Source organism: Streptomyces sp. OfavH-34-F (assembly GCF_022347745.1).
Taxonomy (GTDB): Bacteria; Actinomycetota; Actinomycetes; order Streptomycetales; family Streptomycetaceae; genus Streptomyces.
Map to the genome: position 1 here is coordinate 1 of NZ_JAKRGC010000180.1, position 12,561 is coordinate 12,561.

The 12,561-nt window shown below is 72.5% G+C and carries 10 protein-coding genes, 1 rRNA gene and 1 pseudogene; 6 read left to right on the forward strand and 6 right to left on the reverse strand.

Annotation, left to right across the window (positions count from 1 at the left end):
* Nucleotides 1-10 precede the first annotated feature (10 nt).
* Nucleotides 11-127 (forward strand): 5S ribosomal RNA (rrf, locus tag MHW47_RS23010).
* An 80-nt stretch (nucleotides 128-207) separates the two neighbouring features.
* Here the strand turns inward: rrf and MHW47_RS23015 are convergent.
* The 6 genes from MHW47_RS23015 to MHW47_RS23040 form a co-directional block, all read right to left on the reverse strand.
* Nucleotides 208-747, reverse strand: coding sequence for a GNAT family N-acetyltransferase (locus MHW47_RS23015; RefSeq protein WP_239225682.1), 540 nt, complete (start codon nucleotides 745-747; stop codon nucleotides 208-210).
* A 61-nt stretch (nucleotides 748-808) separates the two neighbouring features.
* Nucleotides 809-2,119: a DUF58 domain-containing protein gene (locus MHW47_RS23020; RefSeq protein ID WP_239225683.1), complete on the reverse strand. Its 1,311-nt coding sequence runs from the start codon at nucleotides 2,117-2,119 to the stop codon at nucleotides 809-811.
* Nucleotides 2,120-2,130: 11 nt separating this feature from the next.
* Complete coding sequence (locus MHW47_RS23025) at nucleotides 2,131-3,138, reverse strand: MoxR family ATPase (RefSeq protein ID WP_239225684.1); 1,008 nt, start codon at nucleotides 3,136-3,138, stop codon at nucleotides 2,131-2,133.
* On the reverse strand, nucleotides 3,135-4,400 hold the full coding sequence (locus MHW47_RS23030; protein WP_239225685.1) for a DUF4350 domain-containing protein: 1,266 nt from the start codon (nucleotides 4,398-4,400) through the stop codon (nucleotides 3,135-3,137). Before MHW47_RS23030 ends, MHW47_RS23025 begins: the two co-directional genes overlap by 4 nt.
* Complete coding sequence (locus MHW47_RS23035) at nucleotides 4,397-5,089, reverse strand: DUF4129 domain-containing protein (RefSeq protein WP_239225686.1); 693 nt, start codon at nucleotides 5,087-5,089, stop codon at nucleotides 4,397-4,399. The genes MHW47_RS23030 and MHW47_RS23035 overlap by 4 nt, the downstream gene beginning before the upstream one ends.
* A 4-nt stretch (nucleotides 5,090-5,093) precedes the next feature.
* Complete coding sequence (locus MHW47_RS23040; protein WP_239225687.1) at nucleotides 5,094-6,347, reverse strand: glycerophosphoryl diester phosphodiesterase membrane domain-containing protein; 1,254 nt, start codon at nucleotides 6,345-6,347, stop codon at nucleotides 5,094-5,096.
* A gap of 140 nt (nucleotides 6,348-6,487) precedes the next feature.
* Here MHW47_RS23040 and mtnA point away from each other — a divergent pair, with 140 nt between their 5' ends.
* The 5 genes and pseudogenes from mtnA to MHW47_RS23065 form a co-directional block, all read left to right on the forward strand.
* On the forward strand, nucleotides 6,488-7,633 hold the full coding sequence (gene mtnA, locus MHW47_RS23045; RefSeq protein ID WP_239225688.1) for an S-methyl-5-thioribose-1-phosphate isomerase: 1,146 nt from the start codon (nucleotides 6,488-6,490) through the stop codon (nucleotides 7,631-7,633).
* A 4-nt stretch (nucleotides 7,634-7,637) separates the two neighbouring features.
* On the forward strand, nucleotides 7,638-8,327 hold the full coding sequence (gene mtrA / locus MHW47_RS23050) for a two-component system response regulator MtrA (protein ID WP_005316841.1): 690 nt from the start codon (nucleotides 7,638-7,640) through the stop codon (nucleotides 8,325-8,327).
* A gap of 1 nt (nucleotide 8,328) precedes the next feature.
* Nucleotides 8,329-10,368: an MtrAB system histidine kinase MtrB gene (gene mtrB / locus MHW47_RS23055; protein WP_239225689.1), complete on the forward strand. Its 2,040-nt coding sequence runs from the start codon at nucleotides 8,329-8,331 to the stop codon at nucleotides 10,366-10,368.
* 85 nt (nucleotides 10,369-10,453) lie between these two features.
* On the forward strand, nucleotides 10,454-12,220 hold the full coding sequence (locus tag MHW47_RS23060; RefSeq protein ID WP_239225690.1) for an LpqB family beta-propeller domain-containing protein: 1,767 nt from the start codon (nucleotides 10,454-10,456) through the stop codon (nucleotides 12,218-12,220).
* 90 nt (nucleotides 12,221-12,310) lie between these two features.
* Nucleotides 12,311-12,561 (forward strand): annotated as a pseudogene (locus MHW47_RS23065) (ComF family protein); the annotation flags it as partial.

Below are 12,561 nucleotides of genomic sequence, written 5' to 3' on the forward strand. Positions count from 1 at the left end.
TTCATAGTGTTTCGGTGGTCATTGCGTTAGGGAAACGCCCGGTTACATTCCGAACCCGGAAGCTAAGCCTTTCAGCGCCGATGGTACTGCAGGGGGGACCCTGTGGGAGAGTAGGACGCCGCCGAACTCCTTTTGGAAGAGCCCCGTGCCCTTGTGGCACGGGGCTCTTTCGCGTTTCCGGGACCTTCACGGCCGGCTTGGCCCTCGTCAGATCCCCGCACCGCGGGCCATCCGGTACAGCACGTGCGGACGCAGAGGCCCTGCAGGCGCGGCAGGGTCGTCGAAATCGTCGTCCGGGTTCCGGGTCATGCCGATCCGGCGCATCACCGCCTGGGAACGATGGTTGGTAGCTGTGGTGACAGCCAGGATTTCCGGGAGCGCCAAGACGTCGAAGCCGTGGGCCAGCACCTTCAGCGCGGCCTCGGTCGCGTAGCCCTTGCCCCACGCCGGGCGGGCGAGTCGCCAGCCGATCTCCACCCCTGTGAACGGCATGCCCTCGTCCACCCGGTCCAGGCCCGCGAAGCCGATGAACTTGCCCGTGGCCCGCACCTCGACGGCCCACCACCCGAATCCCCGCTGAGCGAACTCCGTACGGAACAGGGCAACGGAAGCATCACTCTCCTCGCGGGTGAGCAGCTCGCCCAAGTGTTCCCGCACCTCGGGATCGGCGTTCATCGCCGCCCACGGTTGGAGATCGGAGGCGCGCCAGCCCCGGAGCGCAAGGCGTTCGGTATGCAGTTCGGTCATGCAGCCCAGACAACGCGACCCGCTACCCCGAAGGAATTCATTTCGGACGCTTTCCGACGCGTCAGAGACGCCCAGCCGCCTTGAGCGCCAAGTACGTATCGGCCAGGGCCGGAGCGAGGCCGTCCGGCGTCGCATCGACGACGACCACACCATGCCGCTTGAGCAGCTCCGCCGTACGACGTCGCTGAGCCTGGGCCTCGACCCCGGCGGCAGCCTCGTACACCGCGTCCACTGTGCCCCGTGCCTCGGCCATTTCATTCACGCGCGGGTCGCTCACCGCAGCCAACACCACCGTGTGCCGCCGCGTGAGCTGGGGCAGTACGGGCAGCAGCCCCTCCTCCATGGGCGCCGCGTCGAGCCCCGTAAGAAGGACGACGAGCGAACGCCGGGGTGCCTGCGCGAGCACCGCGGCGACAAGTCCGCGAGCGTCCGTCTCCGTGAGTGCGGGCTCCAGCGGGGCCAGGGCGTCCACCACGGCCGGAAGGGCATCGCCGGCCGTCCGTCCCTGGACCCTGGCCCTGACGCGGCGGTCGTAGGCGAGCACATCGAGACGGTCCCCCGCGCGGGTCGCCAGCGCCGTCAGGAGCAGCGTCGCGTCCATCGCCGCGTCCAGCCGGGGAAAGCCGCCGACCCGGCCCGCCGCGGTCCGGCCGGTGTCGAGGACGACCAGGACGTGCCGGTCGCGTTCCGGGCGCCACGTCCGTACAGCCACCGCCGACTGGCGCGCCGTCGCCCGCCAGTCGATCGAGCGGACGTCGTCGCCGGGGGCGTAGGCGCGCAGGCTGTCGAACTCGGTGCCCTCGCCACGCGTGAGAACGCTGGTGCGGCCGTCGAGTTCACGCAACCGCGCGAGCCGCGAGGGGAGGTGCTTGCGGCTGGTGAACGGCGGCAGGACGCGAACCGTCCAGGGCACCCGGTGGCTGCCCTGGCGCGCGGCCAGCCCCAGCGGGCCGTACGAGCGGACGGTGATCCGCTCGGCTGTACGGTCGCCCCGCCGGGTGGGCCGGAGGAAGGTGCTCAGACGCCGCCGCTCACCCGCCGGCACGGTCAGTGCGTGACGGGAGGCGGCCTGTTCGTCCCCCGGCTGCCAACTGCTCGGAGGCCAGGCATCCCGAAGGTCGGCACGCAGCCGCCGACGAGACCCATTGACTACGGAGAGTTCCACTTCGGCCTGATCGCCGAGTCGAACGGTTGTATCACCGGATCGGGTGAACCGAAGCGTTCGCACTGGCGCGGCCAGGGCATAGTCGCACAGAATTGCCAGTGAGAGCGGGGCATTGACCGCGAGCATTCCCGTCCAGCTCGGGGCCAGGATGCCTACGGGGAGTGATCCCAGGGCGGCCAGCAAGGCGGTTCGTCCGGTGAGGGCCACGATTCAACGCCTCACCTGGGTACGGGGACATGGGCGAGCACAGCGGAGATGACGGAGTCGGGGGTGACCCCGTCCATCGGGGCCTCGGGGCGCAGATGGATGCGGTGCCGGAGCGTCGGAAGGGCCAGCGCCTTCACATCGTCCGGGGTCACGTAGTCGCGGCCGGTGAGCCAGGCCCAGGCTCGGGCGGTCGACAACAGGGCGGTGGCTCCACGGGGGGAGACACCGAGTGAGACCGAGGGGGAATCACGCGTGGCACGACAGATATCGACCACATAGCCGGCGATCTCCGGGGAGACGGTTGTCGCGGCCACCGCGGCGCGGGCGGATTCGAGAGCGGCGGCACCGGCCACCGGCCGGATGCCTGCGGCCTGGAGGTCGCGCGGGTCGAAACCGGCGGCATGGCGGGTCAGGACATGGATCTCGTCGTCGCGCGTCGGCAGCGGAACGGTCAGCTTCAGCAGGAACCGGTCCAGTTGGGCTTCGGGGAGGGGGTACGTGCCCTCGTACTCGACCGGGTTCTGCGTCGCGGCCACGAGGAACGGCTCCGGCAGCGGACGCGGGATGCCATCGACGGTGACCTGGCGCTCCTCCATCGCCTCCAGGAGGGACGACTGCGTCTTCGGAGGGGTGCGGTTGATCTCGTCGGCGAGGAGGAGGTTGGTGAAGACCGGGCCCGGCTGGAAGGAGAACTCGGCGGTGCGGGCGTCGTAGACGAGTGATCCGGTGACATCGCCCGGCATCAGGTCCGGGGTGAACTGGACGCGTTTGGTGTCCAGTTCGAGCGAGGCGGCCAGGGCGCGCACCAACAGGGTCTTGGCCACACCGGGGACGCCTTCGAGAAGGACGTGTCCGCGGCAGAGCAGCGCCACGACGAGCCCGGTGACGGTCGAGTCCTGGCCGACCACCGCCTTGGCGATCTCGGAGCGCAGTGCTTCCAGGGAGGCGCGGGCCGCGTCGGCGCCGGCGGTCCCGGATGAGCCTGCGGTCCCGGTGGGCACGGGGGACGGGGCGCTCATGAGGTGCGGACCTCTCTTTCGAGGGAGTCGAGTTGGTCTGCCAGCAGGACGAGTGCCCTGTCGTCGGAGGGGGCCGGGCCGAAGAGCAGGCTCTGACGGCTGTTGGGGGCAGGTCCCAGCCGGGCGGACAGGGCGGGAAGAAGGACGGAGGAGGAGTGGGCTTCGTGGGGGGAGACCCCGACGCGTGACGCCAGCCGGATGCGGGCGGCGTGACGGAGCGAGGCGGCGGCCCGGTCGCGGGCGTTGGCCTTGCGGCTGAGGCGGGCCCGCCCCTCGGTGGACTCGGAGGCGCGGATGGCTACCGGCAGAGATTCGACGACCAGGGGGCCCAGGCGCCGGGCGCGCCAGATCGCCGCGAGTCCGGCGGCGACGGCGAGTTGGAGCGTGCCCCACAACCAACCGGACGGGATCAGTTCCAGGAAGCTGCTCCCCTCGTCCGAGGCGTCGCCGGGGGAGGTGCTTTCGTCGTCGGCTCCGCCGCCGGCAGCGGACGGATCAGTGAGCGAGGGGAGGTACCAGACCAGATGGGAACGAGAGCTGAGGAGTTGCAGGGCCAGGGACGCGTTCCCCTGGTGGGCGAGGCGTTCGTTGTACAGGAAGTCGGGGGAGCCGAGCAGAACGGTCTCGGCTGCTGCCGGCTGCCGCAGCAGGAGGACGGAGGGGAGGCCTGCCGTGGGGTAGCAGGCGTCGGCGTCGAGGCCGTTCGCGTCGTAGCGCACACCGCCGGTCTCGACGGAGCGGGCCCGGCGGGCCTCGGGCAGGGCGCAGGCCGCAGGCCGGGCAACCACGGGAACGGAAGACCTGGCGTCCACACCGGGGGCGAGCCTGCGGAGGGAGGCGGAGGCCGGGCCGAGGAGGACGGTGCGGCCGGTCGTCCCGGCGGTCGCCGCGTGCAGGGATTCCTGCTGGTGAGACGTCAGCAGGTTGGGGGCGGTGACGAGGAGCGTCGTGTCGGGTCCGGTCGCGGCCGTGGCGTCCCGGAGCGTGGTGACGACGCGGACGGATATGCCCTCGTCCTTGAGGAGTTCGGCGACGGCCCGGCTGCCGTAGCGGTCCGCCGAGCGGGGGTCGAGGCGGCCGTGCTGCTCTCCCGAGCGGGTGGCGGCCAGGGCTATCGCGGTGACGACGAGCAGCAGGACGGCGAGCAGGACGCCACGGGTACGGAGCCAGACCTGTCGGGCGGTGACGGAGGTCGACGTGGAGGGAGCCGCGGGCTCGGCGGAGGGGGAGGAGGGTTTGGTGGGGGCGGTGTCCGCGGTCATGAGCCGGCCTCCCCGGTGGCGCCGGCCAGTTGCGGCCGGGCGGATTCGACGGCGAGGTCGAGTTCGAGCAGGTTCCGGTACGCCGTCCGGTCGGCGGAGCGGCCCCCGTACGTGACGTCGTCGAAGATCCGGGCCGCCGTGCGGAGGCGTGAGGCGTACGGGGGGAGGGCGCGGGCCGCCTCGGCCGCGGCCTCGTCGGCGGTCCTGCCGGGGCGGGGCTCCAGCAGCGTGCGTTCCTCCAGGGCGCGGACGAGCGCGCGCATCCGCTCCTGGACGGCCTGGTTCCAGCGGCCGGCCGCCGCATGGGCCTCGGCGGCGGCACGGTGCTCGGCGGTGCTGCGGGGACCGTGGGCGAAGAGCGGGTCGCCGCCCGCCCTCCTGGAGCGGGGCTGTGGGGCGCCGAGGCGCCACCAGAGGGCGGCCGCCAGGGCGACGACGATCAGCAGCAGCACGACCAGGCCGACCGTGCCGCCCGGTGCGGCGACGGCGGCAGCCGAGACGATGTCGCTGAACCAGGTCCACAGATGGTCCAGTGCACGTTGCAGCGGGTTCGGGTCGTTCTCGTGGTACATGCCCTTGGAGAGCTCGCGCTCGGCGGCCTCCCTGGCGGGGATGCGCCCGGTGTCGACCGGGGTGCCGCCGCTCGCCCGTATCAGCAGTTGTGCCGTCGTGCCGCCCGCCCCCGACACGGGTTCAGCCCCTGTCGTCGAAGCCCGGCAGGCCCGCTGCCCTGGCCAGGTCGAGGTCGAGCGCCTCGCGGCGGATGCGCTGGTCCACGTAGAGCAGGGCCATGACGCCGGCGGAGAGCGGATAGGTGACCGTCGCGACGACCACGTCCCCGAGGGCGGAGACGATCAGGAACGACCAGCCGACATCGGCGGCCCCCTCGGTGAGGAAGGAGCCGAGGCTGCCGCCGTCCAGGGCCACGGCCAGGACGCCGAAGGGGACGCCGACCACCATCGCCACGAAGAACGTCAGCACCCAGGTCAGCGCGAGGACGCCGCAGGTCCGCCACCAGGCGTTGCGGACCAGCTTGGCGGAGCGCTTCAGCGAGGCGGTGATCGACTGCCGCTCCAGCATGAGCGCGGGGGCGGCGAGGCTGAAGCGGACCATCAGCCAGACGAAGACGACCAACGCCGCGAGCAGCCCGAGGAAGGCGAGGCCGACGCCCGCCGTGTCGCCGAGCAGGAAGCCGGGGAGGATGCCGACGGTCATGATCGCCGCGGCCAGGACGGCCATCAGGAGCGTCAGACCCAGCAGGGGCAGCAGCCTGGGCCGGGCCTCGGCCCAGGCGTCGGACAGGGTGACAGGACGGCCCAGCACCGAGCGGCTGACCACGACGGTGAGCACCGCGGTGGTGAAGATCGTCGCCAGCATCGTGATGAGCAGGGGCGGGGCGCCGTCGAGAAGGCTGTAGCGGAGCGACTCCGTGACCTGGCGCATGGCTTCCGCGCCGGTGGCGTCGGCGTCGAGCACCGGCGGCTCGGGCAGCAGATAGCGCTGGATGAACAGGACGCAGGTCTGGGCCACCACGGAGACCGCGAGGGTGACCCCGAGGACCGTGCGCCAGTGGGCGCGCATGGTGGTGACGGCGCCGTCGAGGATCTCGCCGATGCCGAGCGGACGGAGCGGGATGACACCGGGCTTGGCGGCGGCGGGCGGCGGCGTGCCCCAGCCGGACCCTCGCCCGGGGCCCTGTGCCGGGCCGCCCCAGCGGGGGCCCTGCGACGGCGACGGGGAGCCCCAGCCCTGGGAAGGGGGTGCGGCGGGGCCGGTTCCGGTGGGACCGGGTGGGGACCACTGTCCGGCGGGCGGCTGGGTGGCGGCCCAGGTCCCCGAGGGGGCGGTGTCGTCGGCCGGTTCGGAGGGCCGGGGGACGCCCGGCTCCTGGTCCTGGCCGTCGGAGGGGGCGTGTCCGGGCGAGGCCCAGCCCGGATTGTCGTTCATTCTCGCTCCTTCACGGTCCTGACCGCGGTTCGGGGCGTCAGGTTGGCAGCCATCGTGCCATGCGCCGCAGACGTACGGTCCGGGCCTCGCGTCCCGCCGTTGCCTTCATCTCCCGGCGGGGCAGCAGGCAGACTGGGTGAATGGCTGATCAGGACGAGCAATCACCGGTGGGACGCGAGCCCGCCGCGCTATCCGTACTGCGCTGGGACGAACCTCCGGAAGGCCCCGTGGTGGTGCTCCTCGACCAGCGGCGGCTGCCGGCCGAGGAGACGGAGCTGGTGTGCACGGACGTGCCGGCCCTGGTGGAGGCGATCCGGACGCTCGCGGTGCGGGGAGCGCCGCTGCTGGGGATCGCCGGTGCCTACGGGGTGGCCCTGGCCGCGGTGCGGGGCTACGACGTGGCGGAGGCGACGGGGCTGCTGGAGCAGGCGCGGCCCACCGCGGTGAACCTCGGGTACGGCGTGCGGCGGGCCGCCGCGGCGTACTGGGCGGCGTTCGACAAGAGCGCCGGTCAGGAGGGGGCGGGGGCGGCCGCGCTGGCGGAGGCCAGGGCGCTGCACCGCGAGGACGCCGAGGCCAGCGGGCGGATGGCGCGGTACGGGCTGGGGCTGCTGGACGAGCTGGTCCCGGGCGGGGGACACCGGCTGCTGACCCACTGCAACACCGGGGCGCTGGTCTCGGGCGGTGAGGGCACCGCGTTCGCCGTGGCGCTCGGCGCGCACCGGGAGGGCCGGCTGAGGCGGCTGTGGGTGGACGAGACCCGTCCGCTGCTCCAGGGGGCCCGGCTGACCGCGTACGAGGCGGCGCGCAACGGCATGCCGTACAGCCTGCTGACGGACAACGCGGCGGGTTCGCTGTTCGCGGCCGGGGAGGTGGACGCCGTGCTGATCGGGGCGGACCGCATCGCCGCGGACGGGTCGGTGGCCAACAAGGTGGGGAGCTATCCGCTGGCGGTGCTCGCCAAGTACCACCACGTACCGTTCATCGTCGTGGCGCCGACGACGACGGTGGATCTGCTCACCGCGGACGGGGCGTCGATCACGGTGGAGCAGCGCTCCGGGCAGGAGGTGACCGAGCTCACAGCGGTGCCGCGCGGGGCGGGCGCGGAGGAGGCGGGCCGGGTGCCGGTGGCACCCGTGGGGGCCAGTGCGTACAACCCCGCCTTCGATATCACGCCGCCGGAGCTGGTCACGGCGATCGTCACGGAAGAAGGCGTAATCTCGCCGGTCACGGGGGCCGGGCTGGCAGAGCTGTGTGCCAGATCATCGCAGGTAACGATTAGCTAATGGGATGATGTCGTTTATGAAGGGACGCGTCCTTGTCGTCGACGACGACACCGCACTGGCCGAGATGCTCGGGATTGTGCTGCGTGGTGAGGGTTTCGAGCCGTCGTTCGTAGCGGACGGCGACAAGGCACTTGCCGCTTTTCGAGAGGCGAAGCCGGACCTGGTCCTGCTCGACCTGATGCTGCCCGGACGGGACGGCATCGAGGTCTGCAGGCTGATCAGGGCCGAGTCGGGTGTGCCGATCGTCATGCTCACTGCCAAGAGCGACACGGTTGACGTCGTCGTGGGCCTGGAGTCCGGGGCCGACGACTACATCGTCAAGCCGTTCAAACCTAAGGAGTTGGTGGCCCGGATCAGGGCACGCCTGCGCAGGTCCGAAGAGCCGGCCCCGGAGCAGCTGACCATCGGGGACCTGGTCATAGACGTCGCCGGACACTCGGTGAAGCGGGACGGGCAGTCCATCGCCCTGACCCCGCTGGAGTTCGACCTGCTGGTCGCGCTCGCCCGCAAGCCGTGGCAGGTCTTCACCCGTGAGGTCCTCCTGGAGCAGGTGTGGGGCTACCGGCACGCGGCGGACACCCGCCTGGTCAACGTGCATGTGCAGCGGCTCCGCTCCAAGGTGGAGAAGGACCCGGAGCGTCCGGAGATCGTGGTGACCGTCCGCGGTGTCGGTTACAAGGCCGGACCGAGCTGACATGCCGCCGGGAAGCACTGCTCCGCAGCCCGGAACGCCGGGGGCCCGTGCGGAGCGGGCTCCCGGCGCAGGGCACACGTCGTCCACCGTCGAGCGCTTTCTGCAGGGCGGCCGGTTGTTCCAGGACCGGGCGCCCGGCGGGCCGGTGCCGCGGCTGCTGATGCGCTGGGTGCGGCGTCCGCTGCTGCCCGCCGTACGGCTGTGGCGGCGCAATCTTCAGCTGCGGGTCGTCGCCGGCACGCTGCTGATGTCGCTGGGAGTGGTGCTGCTGCTCGGCCTCGTCGTGATCGGGCAGGTGCGCAACGGCCTGCTGGAGGCGAAGGGGAAGGCCGCCCAGACCCAGGCCGCCGGTGGATTCGCCGCCGCTCAGGAGAAGGCGAACGCGCCGCTCACCCCCGCTCCCGGCCAGGGTGACGACGACGCCGACGGCGTGACCGCCAACAACTCCTGGCGCACCGAACTCGTCGACCAGCTCGCCAGTGGCGGCAAGAACGCCTTCAACGTGGTGGCGCTCAGCGCCGACGAGGGCACCCGTGCGCCACGCGGCTCCGGCAGCGTCGAGGCCGCGAGCATCCCGCAGAGTCTGCGCGACGCGGTGAACAAGGGCCCCGGAGCCTTCCAGACCTATGTGCTGATCCAGTACGCGAACGGGCAGGAGTCCCAGCCCGGCCTCGTCGTCGGCAAGCGCCTCTACGACATCGACCGCAACCCGTACCAGCTGTACTACGTCTTCCCGCTGACGCAGGAGGAGAAGTCCCTGACCCTGGTCAGGGGCACGCTGGCGACCGCGGGACTCTTCGTCGTCGTGCTACTCGGCGCCATCGCCTGGTTCGTGGTGCGCCAGGTCGTCACGCCCGTGCGGATGGCGGCGGGCATCGCCGAACGGCTCTCCGCCGGACGGCTGCAGGAACGCATGAAGGTCACCGGCGAGGACGACATCGCCCGGCTCGGTGAAGCCTTCAACAAGATGGCGCAGAACCTCCAGCACAAGATCCAGCAGCTGGAGGAGCTGTCCCGGATGCAGCGGCGGTTCGTCTCGGACGTCTCGCACGAGCTGCGCACCCCCCTGACGACGGTGCGGATGGCCGCAGACGTCATCCACGAGGCGCGCGCCGACTTCGACCCCGTCACGGCCAGGTCCGCGGAGCTGCTGGGCGACCAGCTCGACCGCTTCGAATCGCTGCTCTCCGATCTGCTGGAGATCAGCCGCTTCGACGCGGGCGCGGCCGCCCTGGAGGCGGAGCCGATAGACCTGCGGCAGGTCGTCCGCCGGGTGATCGGCGGCGCCGAGCCGCTGGCCGAACGCAAGGGCACCACGATCCGCGTGATCGGCGACGAGCAGCCGGTGATCGCCGAGGCGGACGCCCGGCGCGTCGAGCGCGTCCTGCGCAACCTCGTCGTCAACGCGGTGGAGCACGGCGAGGGCCGCGACGTCGTGGTGCGCCTCGGCGCGGCCGGCGGAGCGGTCGCCGTGGCCGTACGGGACTACGGCGTCGGGCTGAAGCCCGGCGAGGCGACCCGGGTCTTCAACCGCTTCTGGCGCGCCGACCCGGCCCGCGCCCGGACCACCGGCGGCACCGGCCTCGGCCTGTCCATCGCGGTGGAGGACGCGCGGCTGCACGGTGGCTGGCTCCAGGCATGGGGCGAGCCCGGCGGCGGTTCGCAGTTCCGGCTGACGCTGCCGCGTACGGCGGACGAGCCGCTGCGGGGCTCGCCGATACCGCTGGAACCCGAGGACTCCCGGCGCAACCGGGAGAACAGGGAGCGGGCGGCGGACACCTCCGCCGCCGCCCCCGACACCGACGGCGGGCACCGGCTGCTGGCCGTGCCCTCGCAGCACGCCGGTACGGGCCGCGCGCCCCTGACGGTGCCGGGCAGGGACCCGGTGTCGGCCAGGACCGCACCCGCGTCGGTGCACCCCGCGGCCCTGCCGGGCAACGGGGCGCGGGTGGTGCCGCGCCCCGCCGAGGAGCGGCAGGCCGGCCACAACGACTCCCCGGCGCACGCACCGGGGCGGGAGGACACGACTCGTGAGCGCTGACCGTCGTGAGGGCGGCCGTGGGCGTGCGGTGAAGGTGGGCGTGCTGACCGGGTGCGGTGCGCTCGTGCTGTCCGCATGCGGCTCGATGCCCGTCTCCGGGGACATCAAGGCGGTGGACGCCTCGCAGCCGGGGGACTCCCAGGTGCAGGTGTACGCGGTCGCCCCGCGCGACGGCGCCACCCCCAATGAGGTGGTCGACGGCTTCCTGGAGTCGATGACCAGCGACGACTCCGACTTCCGGACGACGCGCAAGTACCTCACCAAGGAGGCGTCGCGCCGCTGGAAGCCGAGCGCGCAGACGACCGTGCTGGCCAAGGCCCCCAACCGCAGCGACCGGCCGGCCCGCGACGGCGACCACAGCACCACCGAGGTCACCTACACGCTGACCGGCGAGATGGTGGCGACGGTCGACGAGCAGAACGCCTACCAGCCGCAGGTGCCCACCGACTACTCCCGCACGCTGCACCTGGTGCGGGAGAAGACGGCGGACGGCAAGGAATGGCGCATCGACGGGGTGTCGGACGGGCTGGTGCTCGGGCAGTCCGACTTCAAGCGCCTGTACCGCTCGGTCAACAAGTTCTACTTCGCCGCCGGCCGCTCCGACGCCCGGGCCACGCTCGTCGCCGACCCCGTCTACCTCCGCAACCGGACCGACCCCGCGACCGGCATGGACACCGTGACGCAGGCCGTCCGCAGCCTGCTGCGCGGGCCCACCGACTGGCTGCGCCCCGCTGTGACCTCGCGCTTCCCCAAGGGGACCGATCTGCGCAAGGGCGTCGCCTCGCTGACGCCCGACGACCGCAACGTGCTCAGGGTGCCGCTCAACAAGAAGGCGGACGGTGCCGGGCAGCGCTCCTGCCGGATGATGGCCTCGCAGGTGCTGTTCACCCTCCGGGACCTGACCCCCGCACGCGTCGAGCAGGTCGAGCTCCAGCGCTCGGACGGCTCGCAGCTGTGCCTGCTCGACGCGGACCAGGCCGGGGAGTACGCCCCCGACGGCTCGTCCGGCGGACCCGACAGCCAGTACTTCGTCGACGCCAAGGGCCGGGTCGAGCGCATTCCGGGCTCCACCCGGGGCAGCGGCGAGCCGGAGCCGGTCACCGGCCCGTTCGGCAACGGCGCGCTCAAGGTCAGCGCGGTCGGCGTCGCCCGGGACGAGCAGTCGGCGGCGGCGCTCTCGCAGCACAACGACGCGCTCTACGTGGCGTCGATCGCGGTGGACGGCGAGCTTCCACTGCCGGCTGTGACGAGCAAGGCGGCCGACCCCGAGGACCGGCTGACGGCCCCCAGCTGGGACGGTCTGGGCGACCTCTGGGTGGCCGACCGCGACCCGAAGAACTCCAGGCTGCTGCGTGTGCCCCACGGCACGGACAAGCCGCGGGAGGTCACCGTGCCCAGCCTGAACGGCAGCCGCATCGAAGGGCTGCGGCTGTCCTCGGACGGGGTGCGCATCGCGCTGCTCCTGACGCAGGACGACCACACGACGCTGCGGATCGGGCGCATCGAGCGTGACCCGCTGGACGAGTCCGACGTGTCCGTGGTGGACCTGCGGCAGGCCGCCCCGCAGCTCGCGGACGTGACCGCGATGTCCTGGTCCGGCCGCAGCCGCCTCGTCGTCGTCGGCAAGGAACAGGGAGGCGTCCAGCAGGTCCGCTACGTGCAGGCGGACGGCTCGACACCCTCGTCGGGCGTGCTGCCCGGGGTGAACCAGGTGCTCGCCATCGCCGCCGCCGACGACGAACAGCTGCCGCTGATGGCGGACACCTACGGGGACGGGATAGTGAAGCTCCTGCCCGGGGACAACTGGCAGACGGTCCTCAAGGAGGGCTCCGCGCTGGTCTACCCCGGCTGACGAGGCCGCCACCGCCGGGCCCGCGGGGCGCCCGGCCGGCGGTTGTCCACAGGGGTGGCCCGCCCGGCCCGCACCCGGCACAGTGGAGGTGTGCGCGGGTGGTGGCGGGAGTTCAGCGGGCTCGTTCTGCCGGTGTCCTGCGGCGGCTGCGGCAGGGCCGGGACGGAGCTGTGCGAGGCGTGTGCCGCGCAGGTGTACGGCGGCGCCCCGCGCCGGGTGCGGCCCGAGAGCGAGCCGCCCGGCCTCCCCGTGGTGCACGCCGCCACCGGCTACGAGGGCGCGGCCCGCGCGGTGCTGCTGGCGCACAAGGAGCGCGGCACCCTCGGCATGGCCCGCCCCCT